The organism is Pandoraea sp. CB10b_02 (genome assembly GCF_002216225.1).
GTDB classification, from domain to species: Bacteria; Pseudomonadota; Gammaproteobacteria; order Burkholderiales; family Burkholderiaceae; genus Pandoraea; species Pandoraea nosoerga.
In genome coordinates, this window is the sequence record NZ_NJGW02000002.1 from 268,827 (window position 1) to 288,047 (window position 19,221).

Sequence of the window (19,221 nt, forward strand, 5' to 3'; positions counted from 1 at the left end):
CAAAAACTTCAGGAAATCAGCGACAGCAGCGGTGTGAGCATCCAGAGGATGACGTCGCGCCCCCACTGGATGAGCGGCCAGAGCCACAGGCGGCCCAGCACGCCGCTCACCACCAGGGCCATCACGATGAAAAAACCATACGGCTCCAGGCGCGAGAGTGTGTAGGCCGCACGCGCGGGCAACAGCGACACGAGCACGCGGCCGCCATCGAGCGGCGGGACGGGAAACAGGTTGAACATGCACATCACGAGGTTCACCACGAGTCCGGCCTGCGCCATCATCATGAAGAACGGCTCGTGCACCCCGGCAAACTGCAGCCCGATCGCGAGCACCGCCCAAAGGACGGCCTGCACGAAATTGCACAGCGGTCCGGCCAGTGCCACCCAGATCGTATCGACGCGCGGATTGCGCAAGCTGCCGAACGCCACCGGCACCGGCTTGGCGTATCCGAACAGGAACGCCCCGCTCGTCATGAAGTAGAGCGCAAGCGGCACCAGAATCGTGCCGATCGGATCGATGTGCTTGAGCGGATTGAGTGTCACGCGCCCCATGAGGAACGCCGTGGGATCGCCGAAATGTTTGGCGACGTAACCGTGCGCCGCCTCGTGCAGCGTAATCGCAAAGAGGACGGGAAGCGCGTAGACCGCGATGGTCTGGATGAGGTCTGCATTCATAGCCGGCTATTGTAACAAGCCGACCCGCGCGCCAGTATTACGGCGCATTGCCAAGCGGCCGGCACGCCGCGTCAGGTCAAGCCGAACGGCGCCAGCGAGCCGCGCCCCCGACGCAGCACCTCCGGCGGCGTGACCGTCAGGTCCACCACCGTGGACGGCTCCTTGGGACAGGCCCCGCCGTCGACGACGAGATCCAGTTGCTTCTCGAGCCGCGCGCGGATCTCCTCCGGGTCATTCAGCGGCTCGGTCTCGCCGGGCAGGATCAGCGTCGTGGCCAGCAGCGGCTGACCGAGTTCCTCGAGCAACGCCAGCGTGATCGCGTGCTGAGGCACGCGCAGCCCGATCGTTTTTCGCGACGGGTGCGAGAGCCGGCGCGGCACCTCCTTCGTCGCCTCGAGAATGAACACGTAGGGGCCCGGCGTGGTCGTCTTGATCAGCCGGTACTGCCGGTTGTCGACGATGGCGAATTCGGCCAGTTCCGACAGGTCGCGCACGAGCAGTGACAGCAACTGCTTCTCGTCGAGGCCGCGGATCCGGCGCAGACGGTCGACGGCGCCCTTGTCGTCGATGTGGCACGCGATCGCGTAACTCGAGTCGGTCGGCAACGCCACGATGCCGCCCCGATCGATGATCTGGGCGGCCTGCTTGATCAGGCGGGGCTGCGGGTTTTCCGGATGAATCTGGAAGAATTGCGACATAGCGTCGGAAGGTTACTGCCAGCGGCTCCAGACCGGGGTGAGATCGTCGGGCAGCGGCGGCAGTTTGCCGAGCAGCGCGCGGCTCTCGGTCGGTCCATGGAAATCCGAGCCGCGCGAGGCCAGAAAGCCGTACTGGCGCGCCACGTCGGCGTACTCGCGATACTGCTCGGGCGTATGGCTGCCGGTGATCACTTCGATGGCTTCGCCGCCCAGTTCCCGGAACCGGTCGAACAGGGCGCCGAACTCGACCGGCGAAAACTTGTACCGGCCCGGGTGCGCCACGACGGCGACACCGCCCGCGCCGCGGATCCACCCGACCGACTCCTCGAGCGTGGCCCACCGGTGCGGCACGTAGCCCGGGCGCCCCTCGGAGAGGTATTTCGCGAACACGTCGGAGACCGACGCGCATTTGCCGATCTCCACGAGATACCGGGCGAAGTGCGTGCGCGAGATCAGATCGGGATTGCCGACAAAGCGCAACGCGCCTTCGTAGGCGCCCGGAATGCCGGCAGCGGCCAGTTGCTCGCTCATCTGCATGGCGCGTGCCGCCCGGCCGCCGCGCGTCGCGCTCAGTCCTTCGACGAGCGTGCGGTTCTCGGCGTCGATATTCAGGCCGACGATGTGCACCGTGCGGTTCGCCCAGGTGATCGAAATTTCGACGCCGCTCACGTAACGCATGCCCAGCGCCTCGGCCGCCGCACGGGCTTCGCGTTGTCCACCCACTTCGTCGTGGTCGGTAAGCGCCCACAGGTCGACACCGGCCTCGAACGCGACCTGCGCCACTTCGGAGGGCGTGAGCGTGCCGTCCGACACCTTGGAATGACAGTGAAGATCCGCGTTGAGCATGATGGGCCGCCGGGCAACGCCGCGTCGCGCGAGAACTCGGGCGGGCGCGTCGCCGGCAAATGACGCTGTGATGACGAGTTCATTCTACCGCTCAAGTGCACGCGACGCGAGTTGCCAGGCAGGCGCCCGCCCGCACGCGGCCGCATCAGTCCCGGCAGAACTCGTCGATCAGGCGCGCCACGGCCGCCGGCTGGTCGTGATGGAGCATGTGGCCGGCGTCGTCCACGAAAGCTTCGGTTAAATTCGGAAACGCCTTGAATCGCTCGCGGAACGCATCCGTGCCCTGCGCCCCGACGAAGTGCCGCAGCACTTCCGAGTCGCTCGCTTGCACGTGCAGCACCGGCGCGCTGACGTTGCGCCACACGGCCATGGCTTCGTCGAGCCGGTACGGATAGGGGTTCGCGATCTTGTGCGCGGCATCGGCAAGCAGATGCCATTGCCCGTCGCGCTCCTGCCGCGCCCAGCGTTGCGCGAGCCACGCGGCGCGCGCGGGGGCGAGACGCGGATTGGTCTTGCGCAGGCGGGCCGCCACGTCCTCGAGCGTGGCATACGGGCGCAGTGTGGGCGCGTCTCGCAGGTCGTCGAGCCAGCGCCCGAGTTGGCGAACCGCCGCGCTCGGCTGCGACGGCGGCAGGCCGAAGCCCTCCAGATTCACCAGGCGCCGCACCCGCGCCGGCCGCACGCCGGCATAGAGGCACGCCACGTTGCCGCCCATGCTGTGTCCGATCAGATGGATCGCTTCGCCGGGCTCGGTGTAGACGTCGAGCAGCGCCTCGAGGTCGGCGAGATAGTCGGGAAACCAGTAGCTGCCGCAGCGGCCGTCGGCCACGGGCCAGTCGCTCAGGCCGAAGCCGCGCCAGTCGGGCGCGAGCAGGTGCCAGCGCTGCGCGAGCGTTTCGGCCACGAACTGGAACGAGGCCGAAACGTCCATCCAGCCATGCAGCAGGAACAGCTTCGGCGCGCCCGGCGTGCCCCATTGCCGCACGTGATGGCGCAGGCCGCGCACCGTCAGGAATTCAGATCGCGAATCGGTCATGGCGCAAGCGGATAGTGAGGATCGAAACAACGAGGAACGACGAGTATATCGGCGTCAAAAAGGACGCACCGCGCGGTGCGCTCACTCACCTGCCGGCTCGCCCGCCTGGAGCGCGGCGAGTTCGTCCTCGTCGAAGCCGGCCGCGCGGCGCGCCGCCAGATTGAACGGGCCGCGCAGGCGCGGCGCATGATACTGCACGGCCAGCCGGTCGTAGGTCTCGAGCGGGTCGAGGCCCGCGCGCTCGCATCCCCAGCGATACCACCGGTTGCCGATGGCGACGTGGCCGATCTCGTCGCGCAGGATGATGTCGAGAATGGCCGCGCCCGCGGCGTCGCCCGCGCTCGCGAGCTTGGCGCGAATCGGCGGGCTCGCGTCCAGACCGCGTGCTTCCAGCGTGCGCGGCACCAACGCGAGGCGCGCGAGCCAGTCGCCCGAGGTGCGCCGGGCCATCTCCCACAGGCCGTCGTGAGCCGGGAAGCAGCCGTAGCGGTATTGATCGCCAAGCGTTTGCAGATGCGCGGCGAGCAACGAGAAGTGATGGGCCTCCTCGGCCGCGACCTGGAGCCAGTCGTCGTAATAGGCGGCGGGCAGGCCGTCGAAGCGCCACAGGGCATCGAGCGCCAGATTGATCGCATTGAATTCGATGTGCGCCAGCGCGTGCAGCAGCGCCGCGCGCCCGGGCACCGACGTGACCGCGCGATGCTTGAGTTCGCGCGGCGACACCAGACGCGGCTGCGCGGGCCGGCCGGGAATACCCGGTTCGTCGCCCTCCGGCGCGTTCCCCGCCCCCTTTGCGCACGCCTCGAAGCGCCGCGCCGGGTTCCATCGCGCCTCGCCCCGGCTCACCGCGTCGCGAAGCGCCGTCACGCCGTCGGCCTTGGCGCGCGGGTCGCACAGACGCAGCAGCGCGAGCGCGAGCGCTCTGGCGCACGCGGCGGGAACGGGAGGCGCCGCGGGCGACGCAGGTCCCGCGGGGCCCACGGTCGATGAAGGCGATGCAGGCGATGAAGTCAGTGGGGTCGGTGAAGCCGGGGAATGCGCGCCGGCTGCATCGGCTGCATCGGCTGCGGCGCACCCGACGGGCGCAGGAGTGAAATCGGCCATGACGTTACAATAGCAATTTCGTCGATTTTAACCGCGAACAGACGCCGCCATGCCGATCTATAAACTTGGAGACAAGACCCCGCAGATCCACGAGAGTGCTTTCGTGGCCGACACCGCAACCATCATCGGCGAGGTGGTCGTTGCGCAAGACAGCAGCGTGTGGCCGGGCGTGGCAATTCGTGGCGACAACGAGCCGATCACGATCGGCGCGGGCACGAACGTCCAGGAAGGCGCCGTGCTGCATGCCGACCCCGGCTACCCGCTCACGCTGGCCGCCGGGGTCAGCGTCGGCCATCAGGCCATGCTCCACGGCTGCACGGTGGGCGAAAATTCGCTCATCGGCATTCAGGCCGTGCTGCTCAATGGCGCCGTGATCGGGCGCGACAGTCTCGTCGGCGCCGGCGCGCTGGTCACCGAGCGCAAGACGTTCCCGGACCGTTCGCTGATCCTCGGCGTGCCCGCCAAGGTCGTGCGCGAGCTGACCGACGAGGAAGTCGCCAACCTCAAGCGCAACGCCGACACCTATGCCACGCGCCGTCAGGTGTTCAAGGAGCAACTGGTGCGCATCGGCTGAAGCCCGGCTGGCGGCGGCGCGTGCCGGGTGCCCGGTGCGCGGGGCCGGCCGCCACGGGTTGAAAACTGCGGCGCGCGCCCCCAGTTAACGCAACATTCGAGCGCCAGATATCGGCCATCGCGCAAGATCGGGGCCGCTTGGCGGCAGTTGTACCGCTGTTACGGTATTTGCCGCCCGACGCCCGACGCGCAACGACTGCCGTTGCCGCATTTTTCAGGAATTCGACCGTGTCCGATCAACTTCAGAAATTCATGTTCGACGCCGCCCCGGTGCGCGGCGAGTACGTCAGCCTGGACGCCACCTGGCGCGCCGTACTGGAGCGCCACGACTACCCGCCGGCCGTTCGCCATCTGCTTGGCGAAATGATGGCCGCTGCCGCCCTGCTCACCGCGAACGTGAAGTTCGACGGCGCCCTCATCCTGCAGCTGCATGGCGACGGGCCGGTCAGCATGATCGTCGTCGAATGCAACGCCGATCTCACGATGCGCGCCACCGCCAAGTACGCCGGCGATATTCCCGACGACGCCACGCTCAAGGCGCTCGTCAACGTGAACGGCCGTGCGCACTTCGCCATCACGCTCGATCCGCGCGAGAAGCAGCCTGGCCAGCAGCCATACCAGGGCGTGGTGCCGCTCTCGGACGAGCACGGTCCACTGCCGGACATCGCCTCGGTGCTCGAGCACTACATGCATCATTCGGAGCAGCTCGACACGCGCCTCTGGCTCGCCTCGGACGACACGCACGCCGTCGGCATGCTGCTGCAGAAGCTGCCCGGCCACGGCGGCACGGCCGGCGCCGGCGCCGAACGCGCGCCCGAGCATGACGAGGACACGTGGAATCGCGTGTGCCAGTTGGGCAACACGCTCAGGCGCGACGAAATGCTCGGCGTCGATCGCGAGACGTTGCTGCACCGCCTGTTCTGGGAAGAGACGGTGCGCGTCTTCGATCCGTCGGTCACGGCATTTCGCTGCACGTGCTCGCGCGAGCGCGTCGCCAACATGCTGCGCACGCTGGGTGAAGCGGAAGTGATGAGCATCTTCGACGAGCGTCCGAACGTGGAAGTCGCCTGCGAGTTCTGCCGCCAGGCCTATCATTTCGACAAAGTCGACGCCGCGCAGCTCTTCACGAACCAGTCGCACGCCGCGCCGGCCCGTCAGCATTGAATCGGCACAGGGACATCCGGCTTGCCTGCGGGTCGGATGTCGAGTCCGCCGCACTTGCCGTCAATGCTGCCGCGGGCACCGTCCACCGTCCATCCACGAGGGAAGTTCATGTTGTCATTCGCTGCTCTCGCTCGTTTGCCGCGCGTTCGGCGGCCTGCCACGGTGGCAGGCGCGCTCGCCTTGACACTGGCCGGCGGCTGCGCACAGTTGCAGTTGCCACCGCCCGGTGCGCCGGCGGCCCGGCTTGCGGATGGCGCCGAGACGCCGTCCGCCATGACCGACGCGCAAAAGCAGGACCTCACCCGCCTGAACAAGCGCATTTACGACGAGCAGGAAAGCACCATCGAGCGTGAACGCGCACAGCGCGCCATCGACGCCGCCCTGCGCAGTTACGCCGACAGCGCCTACTATGGCGGCTGGGGCCCTGGCTGGTACGGTCCGGGGTGGTATGGACCCGGCTGGTATGGACCCGGCTGGTATGGCCCGCGCTCGTCGGTCGGCGTGAGTGTCGGTTTCTGACGCTGCCGGCGCAGCTGTCGGCACGGCTGCCGGTGCGAAATCGGCCCTGGCAGGCCATCGCCCGGCCATCCCCATGAAAAAGGCGTTCCCTCGGGAACGCCTTTTCGTTTGACGACCTATGCTTCATGCCAGGCCCGCCGGGCTGCCCGGGCTGGTCCGACGGACCGGCCAACCGCGATCAGTGACGCTGTGCCCGCCCCTTCGTCTGGGACGGAGGATTCGTGGGCGGTGCAGCCGCCACCGACTTGTGGGCCGGCTCCGCCGGCGAGACGAGCGGCGCCCCTGCCCCGGACGCCGACGGCGGAGCACCACTGCCGTCCGGCGCGACAAACTGCACGAACACTTCGCCGTCCTTGACCATCCCCAGCTCGAAACGAGCGCGCTCTTCGATCGCCGCCGTGCCCTCCTGCAGATCCTGCACTTCACCGGCAAGGCGGTCGTTACGCTCCTTCAACTGCTCGTTCTTCTGCTGTTCGGCGCTCAGCTCGTCGCGCAGCTCGTGCACGTAGAGCCAGCCACCGTGGCCGAACCAGAGCGGATACTGGATTGCTGCCAGCAGCAACACCAGCACCAAGGTCACCATTCGCATGCTTTCGCCTGGCAAGAATTCCGGGAAGCGTCGACCGACGGATGCCGGCCCGGCCTCCCGGGGAAACGGAATTAGCGCAGATTGTAGAACGTTTCCTTGCCCGGGTAGGACGCGATGTCGCCGAGGTCTTCCTCGATGCGCAGCAGCTGGTTGTACTTGGCGATACGGTCACTGCGAGAGAGCGAACCGGTCTTGATCTGACCGGCGTTCGTGCCCACGGCAATGTCGGCGATCGTCGAGTCTTCCGTCTCGCCCGAGCGGTGCGACACCACGGCGGTGTAGCCGGCGCGCTTGGCCATCTCGATCGCGGCAAACGTCTCGGTGAGCGTGCCGATCTGGTTGATCTTGATGAGAATCGAATTGGCCACGCCTTGCTCGATGCCCTGCTTGAGGATCTTCGTGTTGGTCACGAACAGGTCGTCGCCGACGAGCTGCACCTTCTTGCCGAGCTTCTCGGTGAGGATTTTCCAACCTTCCCAGTCGTCTTCCGACATACCGTCCTCGATCGAGACGATCGGGAACTTGTCGCACAGATTGGCGAGGTAGTCGGCGAATTCGGCCGAGGTGAGCGACAGGCCTTCGCCGGCCAGCTCGTACTTGCCGTTCTTGTAGAACTCGGTCGAGGCGCAGTCCAGCGCCAGCAGCACGTCGTCGCCCAGACGGTAGCCGGCGTTCTCGACAGCCTGCTGGATCGTCGTGAGGCATTCTTCGTTCGACGCGAAGTTCGGTGCGAAACCGCCTTCGTCGCCCACGGCCGTGCTCATGCCCTTGTCCGCGATGAGTTTCTTGAGCGCATGGAAAATTTCCGCGCCGCAGCGCAGCGCTTCACGGAAGCTCGATTGGCCAACCGGCATCACCATGAATTCCTGGATGTCCAGGCTGTTGTTGGCGTGCGCACCGCCGTTGACGATGTTCATCATCGGCACCGGCATCTGCATGGCACCCGAGCCGCCGAAGTAGCGATACAGCGGCAGGCCGGCCTCTTCGGCCGCTGCCTTGGCCACGGCCATCGACACCGCGAGCATGGCGTTCGCACCGAGGCGCGACTTGTTGTCCGTGCCGTCGAGCTCGATCAGCGTCTTGTCCAGGAAGGCTTGCTCGGCGGCGTCCAGACCCATGATCGCTTCCGAAATCTCGGTGTTGATGTGCTCGACAGCCTTTTGCACACCCTTGCCAAGATAGCGGGCCTTGTCGCCGTCGCGCAGCTCGATCGCTTCGCGCGAGCCGGTCGACGCGCCCGACGGCACTGCCGCGCGGCCCATCACGCCCGACTCCAGCAGCACGTCGCACTCGACCGTCGGGTTGCCGCGCGAGTCCAGCACTTCGCGCCCGATGATATCTACGATTGCACTCATGTATTCCTCGGTATCTGAATGACAAAAACGCTTAAAGGGATCCTGCTTTGCGCCGCTGTTCACTACGCGCCGCACGCCTGACGAGATCGGGCGCAGCCGCGCGCACCGAACCCTGGCGTGAAATCCGTTGCGGCACATGGGCGCGCACCGGCGGGGCAATACGTAGACGGGGGAACAACGGCGCCTCGAAATGAGGCACGGCGGCCTGTCGGACGGCTTCGGTACGCGCCATCCTCTTGAAGGCTTGCCAGCGCGACGGCCATGTCAGGCCGCAGCGCTCCCAAGCTTAGCGACTCGACGTCAGGCTGCCAAGGCGTCGGGCCGCTATACCCGTCCTGTGGGCGTGCTGATAGTGGCCCCAGGACGGCGTGTCTCATTTCAGTTGAAATTGTTTTCCAGAAATTCGCCCTGCTTCACCGCCGCGTCGATGGTCTTGAGCGTGGTGAGCAACTCGCGCATGCGGCCGAGCGGCACGGCGTTGGGACCATCCGAGAGGGCGCACGCCGGGTCCGGATGCGTTTCCATGAACAATCCCGAGACGCCCACGGCGACAGCCGCGCGCGAGAGCACCGGCACGAATTCGCGCTGACCGCCCGAACTGGTACCCTGCCCGCCCGGCAACTGCACCGAGTGCGTGGCGTCGAACACCACCGGCGCGCCCGTCTCGCGCATGATCGCCAGCGAGCGCATGTCAGAGACCAGGTTGTTGTAGCCGAACGAGACGCCGCGCTCGCAGGCCATGAATACGTCGTCGGGCAGGCCGGCTTCGCGCGCGGCGTCGCGGGCCTTGTCGATGACGTTGATCATGTCGTGCGGCGCGAGAAACTGCCCCTTCTTGATGTTCACCGGCTTGCCCGACTGAGCGCAGGCGCGGATGAAATCGGTCTGGCGGCACAGGAACGCCGGCGTTTGCAGCACGTCGACGATCGGCGCGGCCACGGCCACGTCCTCTTCGGTGTGCACGTCGGTGAGCACCGGCACGCCGATCTGGCGACGCACCGCCTCGAGAATCTTCAGACCGGCTTCGCGCCCCGGGCCGCGATACGACTTGCCCGAGCTGCGATTCGCCTTGTCGAACGACGACTTGTAGATGAACGGAATGCCGAGCGAGCTCGTGATTTCCTTGAGCTGGCCAGCGACGTCGATCGTCATCTGCTCCGACTCGACGACGCAGGTACCTGCGATGAGGAAAAACGGCTTGTCCAGGCCAACCTCGAAACCGCACAGTTTCATGGGAACTCCTTGTTTCTCGCCCTGGCGCTTCGGTTTTAAGCGGCTTTCTTGCGCGCTTGCTGCCCCGCCAGCGCGGCTTCGACGTATGCCTTGAACAGCGGATGGCCGTCACGCGGCGTCGAAGTGAACTCGGGGTGGAACTGAACGCCCACGAACCACGGGTGAACCTGCTGCGGCAACTCCATCATTTCCGGCAGATTCTCGGTCGGCGTGCGCGCCGAAATCACCAGACCGGCGGCTTCGAGCTGCGGCACGTAGTGGTTGTTGACTTCGTAGCGATGACGGTGCCGCTCGTTGACCGTGTCGCCGTAGATGCGCGAAGCAAGCGTGTCGCTCTTGACCGGCACGCGTTGCGAGCCGAGGCGCATGGTGCCGCCCAGGTCCGAGTCCTCCGAGCGCTGCTCGATCTTGCCGTCGCGGTCCTGCCACTCGGTGATGAGCGCCACGACCGGGTGCGGCGTCGACGGCTCGAATTCCGTGCTGTTGGCGTCGGCCAGCTTGGCAACGTCGCGCGCGAATTCGATCACGGCGAGCTGCATGCCGAGGCAGATGCCGAGATACGGCACGCGGTTTTCACGAGCGTAGCGGATCGCCTTGATCTTGCCTTCGGTACCGCGGCGGCCGAAGCCGCCCGGCACGAGAATGGCGTCCAGATGCTTGAGCGCATCGGTGCCGTCCTTCTCGATCTGCTCGGAATCGATGTACTCGATGTTCACGCGCGTCTCGGTGTGGATCGCGGCGTGGCGCAGGGCTTCGATGAGCGACTTGTACGACTCGGTCAGATCGACGTACTTGCCGACCATGCCGATGGTCACGTCATGCTTGGGATTCTCGACGGCGTGCACCAGACGCGTCCACATGGACAGATCAGCCGGCTTGGCTTCGATCTTCAGCTCCTCGCAGATGATCTTGTCCATGCCCTGGTCGTGGAGCATTTGCGGAATCTTGTAGATCGTGTCGACGTCCCACACCGAAATCACGGCGTCTTGCGGGATGTTCGCGAACAGCGAGATCTTGGCGCACTCGTCTTCCGGGATCTGGCGATCGGCGCGGCACAGCAGCACGTTGGGCGAGATACCGATTTCGCGCAGCTTCTGCACGCTGTGTTGCGTCGGCTTGGTCTTGAGTTCGCCGGCCGTGGCGATGTACGGCACGAGCGTGAGGTGCACGAAGGCCACGCTGTTGCGGCCCAGGCGCAGGTTCATCTGACGCGCGGCTTCGAGGAACGGCAGCGACTCGATGTCGCCGACCGTACCGCCGATTTCGACGATGGCCACGTCGGGATGGCCGTCCCACGTCGAACGCGCACCGCGCTCGACGAAGGCCTGAATTTCATTGGTGATGTGCGGGATGACCTGGACGGTCTTGCCGAGATATTCGCCACGGCGCTCCTTGCGGATCACCGATTCGTAGATCTGGCCGGTCGTGAAGTTGTTCGCACGACGCATTTTCGCGCTGATGAAGCGCTCGTAATGGCCCAGATCCAGGTCGGTTTCCGCCCCGTCCTCGGTCACGAACACCTCGCCGTGCTGGAACGGGCTCATCGTGCCCGGGTCGACGTTGATGTAGGGATCAAGCTTGAGGAGGGTGACTTTGAGGCCACGCGATTCGAGAATCGCGGCCAGAGACGCGGCAGCAATTCCCTTACCAAGAGAGGAAACCACGCCGCCCGTGACAAAAACGAATTTGGTCATCGCAGTAATTGCTCGCGGGAAAGCCGGATTATACCCGAAAGCCGCCCTCCCCTCGACGTGCAGCGCGGCAAATTTTGGCCTTGACACCGGTCGTGCACGCCGCCGCGCGGCCGCTGGCGTGCCCCCGCGGGAAATCCCGTCTGAGGCCAGCCGCCCCCAGGTGTCGGTCGGGCGCCGGCCAGACGCTGTATCGCGGCGAAGCCCCGCGCGCAGCCAGACGAGGACCGGCCGCCGTATGGCCGCGGCGGCCAGCGGGGGCGGCCGATGACGGTGGACGGCGAGGAACGCGACGCCGCGCGCGACGTCGGGCGCTGTCGAACGATATCAGGCCGCGAGGGAATGACGATGCGAGCCGCGCAGTTCGGCGAGCATGTCGCGAACGGCTTGCGCTGTCTCCAGCGGACGCTCCATTGGGAAGAGGTGGGTGCCCTGCACGTAGCGCAAATGCGTGCCGACGATGCGCCGCGTGGCGCCCATCCCCGCCTGCCGCAGCTCACGCGAGCGCGTGCCGGCGAGAAAGCCCACCGGCACGGCCACGCCGCGCATGGCTCGCGCCGCGAGGTGCGGCGGCAGCGTCAGGTAGATGCGGTATTCGATCTCGCGCGCGAAAGCCAGACGACGCGCTTCCCCCTGCCCGGTCGGCAACGTGCCACAGTCGATGTAGTCGCGCAGCACGTCAGGATCCCAGCTCGCGAACGCGGGCTTGCTGGCAAAGTGCTGCCACGCGGCCTCCCAGCCCGGCCAGTGATCGCGCCGCTTTTTTGTCACCCCGGCGGGCGACATCCGCTCGTACAGTCCGGTCAACAGGCCCAGTCGGAGCATCTTCGTGCGCCAGCCGGGCGTCACGATGGGCGAGTCGATCATCACCACGCCGCGCACGTGCTGCGGCGCCTTGATCGCCGCCATGAGGCTGAGGAACCCGCCGAGCGAATGCCCGACGAGCCAGACCGGTTCGCCGCGATATTCGCGCTCGAGCGTGTCGATGAGCTCATTGCGAAGGTAGCGCCAGCCCGGCGTGACCGGATAGCGGGGGTCATGGCCGATGCGATCGATCGCGCGCACGTCGTATTCGTCGGCCAGCGCCCCCAGCATCTTGCGATAGACGCCCGCCGGGAAGCCGTTGCCGTGCGAGAAGTGAATGATGTCTCTTGTCATGGATTTCGCTGTCGTGGCGATCGTGGCGAGCAAGACGCTCGCCGGGCCCCACCGGCCTTGCCTGTCCGCCCGGACGCCGGCGAATCGCACTACGCGGGGCTCGCCGAACCCATTCTAGCGAACGGCTACGCGACTACCGGTAGAGGTTTCCATCGAATCGCCGTGACTGGAAGGCGCCGGCCTCACCTTGGTTTCACACATGCGCGCCGGCGCGCCGCCTCCTTTCACATCGTTGCTATCTCGGCGTGCCAGTATCGGCGTCGCACCTGGCGATAGGCCTCCACGTCGATCCCGTTGGCGTTCATCGAAAAGCGGACAGCCCCGTGCGTCACGCTTTGCCAGACGCGGCTGCCCGCTTCGCGGTAGCGCGCCACGACCTGTGGCCTGGGGTGCGCGAAGCGATTGCGGTAGCCCGTTTGAAACACAACGTGCTGCGGTGCGACCGCCGCCACGAAGGCCGGTGTGGACGACGTGAGGCTGCCGTGATGCGGCGCGAGCAGCACCTCCGAGCGCAACCGAGGACCGAAGCGCGCCAGCATGGCGCCCTCCTGCGGCGCCTCGGCGTCGGCCGCCAGCAACGCACTGCGTTGCCCGTTGGAGACTCGCAGCACGCAACTCACACTATTCGGTCCCGTGCTTCCGGTCCGCCCCTCGCGCAACGTCGCAGGATCGGGATGCAGAAACTCGAACGCTACGCCGTCCCACGTCCAACGCTGCCCGGCAAGGCAGGTCCGGTGCGCCGCGGCAGCCCCTCGTACACGGTGCCCCTGCGGCAGCGACGACATCATGTGCGCTGCCGGATAAGCGTGCAGCACGCTGCGCGCCCCACCGAAGTGATCGTCATGCGCGTGGCTGACGACGAGGCGATCGAGCCGCGCAATCCCGTGGGCCCGCAGATACGGGACGATGACGCGACGTCCCGCATCGCTGTGGCGCCCGAACGGGGGCCCGGTGTCGAAGAGCAACGTGCGCGTGGTGGTCTCCACGAGAACGGCGTTGCCCTGTCCGATGTCGAGCATCGTGAGGCGAAAGGCGCCTGGCGCCGGCCGCGGGTGCGACGCGAACAGCACCGGTCCCATCATCGCCAGTCCGGCAGCGCGAATGGCGACACGAATGGCGACGCGCGTGCCGAGGCGAGTGGCGAGGCGCTCCCCGCGCGGCCATCCCGTCGGCCACGGCAGCGGCGCAAGGCACGCGACGACACCCGCCACAGCGAGCCCTTGCGCCCATGACGGCGCCATCGCGGCGCGCCACACCGCCCACGGCATTGCGGCCAGTGCGCCAAGCCACTCCGCGAGCCATGCCACGACGGCGTGCGCCAACGTCAACGCCCAGTGTGCCGGCGTGGCAGGCAATAACAAGCTCGCGAGCGCGAGCGGCGTGACGATCAACGTCATGACCGGGATGGCCACGGCATTCGCGAGCGGTCCGAGCAACGGCACCGCGCCGAACCACGCCAGCGACAGCGGCACCATGCCGATCGTGACGATGTACTGCGCCCGTGCGGCCTGCCGGATTTTCGGGAACAGCGCTCGCGCGACGCGCACCGGCATCCGGGCAACGCGCCTGAGCCATCCGTGAAGCGCGTCACGGGTGGGGCGCGGACAAGTCTCGACGGCCCGTCCAGGCGCGCGCGTCGCGCCGGACTCCAGGACATCGCACTCGCTTGCCATTCGACGCGGGCGCAACACCTCGCTTCGCCGAGCACCGAGAAGCAGCGCCGCCACCGCACCGAACGACAGCCACAACCCGGGCGTAACGACGGCCCACGGCTCGAGCGCCACCACGGCCGCCAGCGCCCATGCGAGTACGTAGGACGGCGCGGCCATGCGGCCGTGGACGAGTGCAAATACGACGAGGGCCACCATCATGACTGCGCGGCGCACCGGGACGCCCCATCCCGCTACCGCGCCGTATGCAATCGCCGCGAGCAGCCCCGCAACGGCCGCCGCCTTCGGCGCAGGCCACCAAAGCGGCAGACTGAAGCGTGGGCCGCACACCCGTCGCCACAGCCCGCCAGCCAACGCGCCGAACGCGCCGGCGACGAGCGATACATGCAACCCCGAAATCGCCAGCAAGTGGCTCACGCCGGTGTCGGCGAAAACCTGCCAGTCGTCGGCGGCGATGTCGCCTCGTTCGCCCAGCGCCAGGGCCATCAGCACCCCGCCATAGCGCGCGGCGGGCCCCAGCGCGGCGCGAAAGTCGTCCCGCAATTGCGCTCGCCATGCCGCGAACCGATAGCCCGGCACGGGCCCCGCATCCAGACGACGCGAAGCACTTGCGTGCCGCGCGCGAGATGTGTGCGTCGCACGTGACGCGTGTGGCGCACGGGAAGGCGTCCGGACATATCCGGTGGCCCGAACGCCTTTGACGAGCGCCGTCAATTCGGCGTCCGCACCGCCCCAGTTGGCGACACCGCGCGGGATCTTGAGCCGCACGGGCAAGCGCCAGCGCTCGCCGGCACGAGGCGCGGCAGCTTCGTTCTCCTCGCCCCTGCTGTCTCCGCTGCCCCTGCCGCCCCCGCTGCCCCTGCTGCCCCTGCCGCCCCCGCTGCCCGTGCCGAACCTCGACTGCGCGGCCCACGAAAGTTCGATCCGCCTCGGCACTGGCACGGACTCACAGGCGAAGCGCCCGTGTGCCTGGCGCACACCTGATGCCGCCGGCGCCCCGGGTTCCGCCCGCGTGAGCGCACATCCCGCCTGCACGGCATATGCGTGTTCGACGTCGAAGGCGAACCGAACCCCATCGTCAGTCGATGCCGGCAGTCCGGCAACGACGCCAACGACCATTACGTCTCGCCCCTCCCATTCGGCCGGCAGCCGATCGCCCATTCGCGCGTCAGCGCGCAACGCCGCCCAGCCGTAGCCGAATAACCCGGCGCACGCCGCAAGTGCGGCTATCGCAACGAAACGCCATCTGCGCGATCGGGCCGCGGCAGAGTTCGCGCCGGACGCGGTGCGCGCCGCGCGCGCGTCTGACGGGCCGCACTCCCCGATGCGGCGAGCCCCTGGCGAATCGCCGAATTCGCGCGCCTGGCCGGAGCCCACCCCCACTGCCCCAGCTGCCCCGCCAACTGCCCCGCCAACTGCCCCGCCTGCTGCCCACGGCGCCGCCACGGCCCCCGCATTCCGCCCTTTCCGCATGTCCTGCACGGCCTGCGCATTCCGCACATTCGGAACGCCGGGCGCCCTGGATGCTGTCCACGCCATCCACGCCGCCACCACGCCGATGGCGGCACAAGCGCCGCCCCCCGCCCCCAACACCACCGCCAGCCACCGACCGGACGGCAGCACCGCCGCCTGTTGAAGCCACCAGACGCCCGCAACCCAGGCGAGCAGCACGAGTCTCATGACGTCACCGCGTCACAGTTTCGCGATTCGCGCAACGCCGCAGCGTCAGCGCGCCGGCGGGGCTGGTTTCGGGGAAAACAGAGAAACGGCAGACGCCGGCCCGTCGCCCGGCGTCATCGCCATCGCGCCCGACAACCTCGGCAGCACGCGCAGCGCATTGGCGCAGGTCGCCTGCGAGAGCGCTTCGGCCGAGATACCGCGCAACCCGGCAAGCACGCGCGCGATGCGCGGCAATTCGGCCGGGCTGTTGCGCTGCTTGTAGCGCCATTCGGGGGCGATGTCGGGGGCGTCGGTCTCGACCACCAGTGCATCGATCGGCATGTCGACAGCCAGGCGCCGGATCTGCAGGGCCCGCTCGAACGTCATCTGTCCGCCGAAGCCGAGACAGAAGCCCCGCTCGACGAACATGTCCGCCTGCTGCCGACTGCCGTTGAACGCGTGGGCAATGCCCCCGCGCGGCGTGAAGATGCGCAGTTGCTTGAGCAGGGCATCCTGCGAGCGGCGCACGTGCAGAATGACCGGCAAATCGAAATCGCGCGCAATCTTCAACTGCTCGACGTAGAAGAACTGCTGGCGCTCGGGGTCAAGCGTCTTCACGAAAAAGTCCAGCCCGATCTCCCCGATACCAACGAAGCGCGGATCGTCCATCGCGGCCTCGACGGCCCGTCGCAGCGTGGCAATGTCCTCGTCGCGAGCGCGCGGCGTATAGAGCGGATGTATGCCCAGCGCGTAGGCGCCGCCGGCAATGGCGCCGGCGGCCGCGCGTGCGCCGTCGAACGTCGCGCACTCGACAGCGGGCACGACGAGGCCGGCCACGCCGCCTGCCACGGCGTCGGCAATCACGGCCGCGCGGTCAGCGTCGAACTCGGCGGCGTCGAGATGGCAATGGGTGTCGATCCACATGGCTGATGTCCTTGAGCGTCAATTCTACGGGGCGATGACAAGGCTCGCACATCGTCGTTGCGCGGGCTATCGGACAACACCGCGTCAGGGGCTAGGACTTTGCCGAAACGGATGCGGCACGGATGCCGCAGGGGTGCCGCACCTGCAACGAAAAACGCCGGGACTTCCCGGCGCTTTTCCCTGTGTTTTCCCTGCATTTTCGCTGCATTTTCGCTGCATTTTCCCTGCGTCTTCCCCTTGGCCCCCGACGGGCGGCACGAGACTGCTCAGGTCGCCGCACGCCTGCGCTCACGCCGGCTCGAGCTTTCCTTCGCGCAGCCGCAGCGCGCGGTCGCATCGACGAGCGAGATCGATGTCATGCGTGACGATCACGAAGCTCGTGCGCAGTGTCTCGGACAGTTCGAGCATGAGCTCGAAGACAGTCTGCGCCGTATGTCCGTCGAGGTTGCCCGTCGGCTCGTCGGCGAGCACGCAGGCCGGTTGCGTCACCAGCGCGCGCGCCATCGCCACGCGCTGGCGCTCGCCGCCCGACAGTTCCGCCGGACGGTGCTTCACGCGCGACGCGAGCCCCACGCGCTCGAGCATCGCCAGCGCCGCCGATCGCGTCTGCTCGGTCGGCAGGCGGCGAATGCGCAGTGGCATCGCCACGTTGTCGAGCGCCGAGAACTCCGGCAGCAGATGATGGAACTGGTAGACGAAGCCGAGCGACTGATTGCGCTGCGCCGTCTTCTCACGCTCCTTGAGCGACGAGAACGGCTTGCCCAGCAGCGACACCTCGCCGCGCGAGGGATCGTCCAGCCCGCCCAGCACATGCAGCAGTGTGCTCTTGCCGGAGCCCGAAGCTCCCACGATCGCCACCTTCTCGCCAGGCGCCACCTCGAGACTGGCGCCGTTGAGCACAGTCACGTTGAGCTGGCCCTGACGGAACGTCTTGTGCAGATCGCGCGCGCGCAGCACCGGCCCGTCGTAGGCGAGGTTCGGCACGGGGTTCAGGGTCTTGTGAGTGTCACTCATAGCGCAGCGCCTCCGCCGGTTTGACGCGCGAGGCGCGCCAGCTCGGGTAGATCGTGGCCAGCGCCGAGAGGATGAACGAAATCACCCCGATGCGGATCACGTCCGACGATTGCAGATCCGAAGGCAATTCGGAAATGAAGTAGATGTCTTGCGGCAGGAAATGAATGCCGAGCAAGCGTTCGATGAATGGCACGATGGTGCCGATATTGACCGAGATCAGACAGCCGAGGCCCACGCCGAGCAACGCCCCGGCAAAGCCGATCGTCACGCCCTGCACGATGAAGATCTTCATGATCGAACCGGGCTGGGCGCCGAGCGTGCGCAAAATGGCAATGTCCGCGTACTTGTCGGTGACCGTCATCACGAGCGAAGACACCAGATTGAACGCCGCCACCGCAATGATCAGCGTCAGGATGATGAACATCATGCGCTTCTCGGTCTGCACGGCCACGAACCAGTTCTTGTTCTGCTGCGTCCAGTCTCGCACCCACATGTTGCCGGACAGCGTCCTGGCCAGTTCCCGCGCCACGAGCGGCGCCTGCTCCATGTCCTGGATCTTCAGACGCACGCCCGTCGGCCCGCTCAGGCGAAACAGCGTCTCGGCGTCCTGCAGGTCGATGAGCGCGAGCGAACTGTCGTACTCGTAATGGCCGGCCGTGAAGATCGCCACCACGGTGAACTGCTTGACCCGGGGCAGCACGCCTGCCGGCGTGATGGTGCCTTGCGGCGCGACGAGCGTGATCCTGTCGCCGATGCTCACGCCGAGCGAGCGCGCCAGCTCGCGTCCGAGCACGATGCCGAAGCTGCCCGGCGTCAGATTCGCGAGCGTACCCTCGGTGATCTGCTTGCCAAGATCGGACACTTTCGCTTCCTCGCTCGGGACGATGCCGCGCAGCACCACGCCGCGCACGTTGTCGTCGCGCGTGAGCATGGCCTGCTCGCCCACATAGGGGGCCGCGGCGATCACGCTCTTGTTCTGCATGGCTTCGGCGGCGGTGCGCTGCCAGTCGGGCAGGTTGCCGTCGACCGCGAAGACTTCGATGTGCGCGAGCACGGAGAGCATGCGGTCGCGCACTTCCTTCTGGAAGCCGTTCATCACCGAGAGCACCACGATGAGCGCCGCCACGCCCAGCGCGATGCCGGCCATGGAGATGAACGAGATGAAGGAAATGAAACCGTTGCCGGAGGATCGCTTGCCGGTGCGCGTGTAGCGCCAGCCGATCTGCCATTCGTATGGGAATTTCAAACGGATTCCTGATTCTTGATAGGGATCGATCGGAGCGTACCGGGCCGGTGTGCACCGGCGGCCCCGCC

17 protein-coding genes and 1 pseudogene are annotated in these 19,221 nt (G+C 67.1%); 3 read left to right on the top strand and 15 right to left on the bottom strand.

The window, feature by feature from the left end; genetic code table 11:
• Positions 1–8 precede the first annotated feature (8 nt).
• The 5 genes from CDN36_RS03005 to CDN36_RS03025 form a co-directional block, all read right to left on the bottom strand.
• The gene (locus CDN36_RS03005) at positions 9–674 is read right to left on the bottom strand and encodes a site-2 protease family protein (RefSeq protein ID WP_150555035.1); all 666 of its coding nucleotides are present in this window, start codon (positions 672–674) and stop codon (positions 9–11) included.
• A gap of 71 nt (positions 675–745) precedes the next feature.
• Positions 746–1,372, bottom strand: coding sequence for an L-threonylcarbamoyladenylate synthase (locus CDN36_RS03010; protein ID WP_150555034.1), 627 nt, complete (start codon positions 1,370–1,372; stop codon positions 746–748).
• 12 nt (positions 1,373–1,384) lie between these two features.
• A complete protein-coding gene (locus CDN36_RS03015; protein ID WP_287495953.1) occupies positions 1,385–2,218 on the bottom strand; it encodes a 3',5'-nucleoside bisphosphate phosphatase in 834 nt (277 codons plus the stop codon).
• 145 nt (positions 2,219–2,363) lie between these two features.
• A complete protein-coding gene (locus CDN36_RS03020) occupies positions 2,364–3,254 on the bottom strand; it encodes an alpha/beta fold hydrolase (protein ID WP_150555032.1) in 891 nt (296 codons plus the stop codon).
• A gap of 81 nt (positions 3,255–3,335) precedes the next feature.
• Positions 3,336–4,235 carry a ferritin-like domain-containing protein gene (locus CDN36_RS03025; RefSeq protein WP_287495954.1) on the bottom strand — a complete coding sequence of 300 codons (900 nt, stop codon included), beginning with the start codon at positions 4,233–4,235 and terminating at the stop codon, positions 3,336–3,338.
• A gap of 172 nt (positions 4,236–4,407) precedes the next feature.
• Between CDN36_RS03025 and CDN36_RS03030 the strand changes: the two genes are divergently transcribed.
• The 3 genes from CDN36_RS03030 (at position 4,408) to CDN36_RS03040 (ending at position 6,614) form a co-directional block, all read left to right on the top strand.
• The gene (locus CDN36_RS03030) at positions 4,408–4,932 is read left to right on the top strand and encodes a gamma carbonic anhydrase family protein (RefSeq protein ID WP_150555030.1); all 525 of its coding nucleotides are present in this window, start codon (positions 4,408–4,410) and stop codon (positions 4,930–4,932) included.
• A 227-nt stretch (positions 4,933–5,159) separates the two neighbouring features.
• Positions 5,160–6,095: an Hsp33 family molecular chaperone HslO gene (gene hslO / locus CDN36_RS03035; protein WP_287495955.1), complete on the top strand. Its 936-nt coding sequence runs from the start codon at positions 5,160–5,162 to the stop codon at positions 6,093–6,095.
• A gap of 108 nt (positions 6,096–6,203) precedes the next feature.
• A complete protein-coding gene (locus tag CDN36_RS03040) occupies positions 6,204–6,614 on the top strand; it encodes a hypothetical protein (RefSeq protein ID WP_287495956.1) in 411 nt (136 codons plus the stop codon).
• A gap of 178 nt (positions 6,615–6,792) precedes the next feature.
• Here CDN36_RS03040 and ftsB read toward each other — a convergent pair whose 3' ends face one another.
• The 10 genes and pseudogenes from ftsB to CDN36_RS03085 form a co-directional block, all read right to left on the bottom strand.
• Positions 6,793–7,203 (bottom strand): cell division protein FtsB, encoded by a 411-nt coding sequence (ftsB, locus tag CDN36_RS03045; RefSeq protein ID WP_150555027.1) that lies wholly within the window; start codon positions 7,201–7,203, stop codon positions 6,793–6,795.
• Positions 7,204–7,274: 71 nt separating this feature from the next.
• Positions 7,275–8,558: a phosphopyruvate hydratase gene (gene eno / locus CDN36_RS03050; protein ID WP_150555026.1), complete on the bottom strand. Its 1,284-nt coding sequence runs from the start codon at positions 8,556–8,558 to the stop codon at positions 7,275–7,277.
• 378 nt (positions 8,559–8,936) lie between these two features.
• Positions 8,937–9,791 carry a 3-deoxy-8-phosphooctulonate synthase gene (gene kdsA, locus CDN36_RS03055; protein ID WP_150555025.1) on the bottom strand — a complete coding sequence of 285 codons (855 nt, stop codon included), beginning with the start codon at positions 9,789–9,791 and terminating at the stop codon, positions 8,937–8,939.
• A gap of 35 nt (positions 9,792–9,826) precedes the next feature.
• Positions 9,827–11,485, bottom strand: a complete 1,659-nt coding sequence (gene pyrG / locus CDN36_RS03060) for a CTP synthase (protein WP_150555024.1) — start codon at positions 11,483–11,485, stop codon at positions 9,827–9,829.
• 324 nt (positions 11,486–11,809) lie between these two features.
• Positions 11,810–12,640, bottom strand: coding sequence for an alpha/beta fold hydrolase (locus CDN36_RS03065; protein ID WP_287495957.1), 831 nt, complete (start codon positions 12,638–12,640; stop codon positions 11,810–11,812).
• A gap of 224 nt (positions 12,641–12,864) precedes the next feature.
• Complete coding sequence (locus CDN36_RS03070; RefSeq protein WP_287495958.1) at positions 12,865–14,889, bottom strand: DNA internalization-related competence protein ComEC/Rec2; 2,025 nt, start codon at positions 14,887–14,889, stop codon at positions 12,865–12,867.
• 93 nt (positions 14,890–14,982) lie between these two features.
• Positions 14,983–15,990 (bottom strand): annotated as a pseudogene (locus CDN36_RS22505) (DUF4131 domain-containing protein); the annotation flags it as partial.
• A 45-nt stretch (positions 15,991–16,035) separates the two neighbouring features.
• Positions 16,036–16,893, bottom strand: coding sequence for a TatD family hydrolase (locus CDN36_RS03075; protein WP_287495959.1), 858 nt, complete (start codon positions 16,891–16,893; stop codon positions 16,036–16,038).
• A 288-nt stretch (positions 16,894–17,181) separates the two neighbouring features.
• The gene (gene lolD, locus CDN36_RS03080; RefSeq protein ID WP_150555020.1) at positions 17,182–17,907 is read right to left on the bottom strand and encodes a lipoprotein-releasing ABC transporter ATP-binding protein LolD; all 726 of its coding nucleotides are present in this window, start codon (positions 17,905–17,907) and stop codon (positions 17,182–17,184) included.
• Positions 17,900–19,153: a lipoprotein-releasing ABC transporter permease subunit gene (locus CDN36_RS03085; protein WP_150555019.1), complete on the bottom strand. Its 1,254-nt coding sequence runs from the start codon at positions 19,151–19,153 to the stop codon at positions 17,900–17,902. The genes lolD and CDN36_RS03085 overlap by 8 nt, the downstream gene beginning before the upstream one ends.
• Between the last annotated feature and the right edge of the window lie 68 nt (positions 19,154–19,221).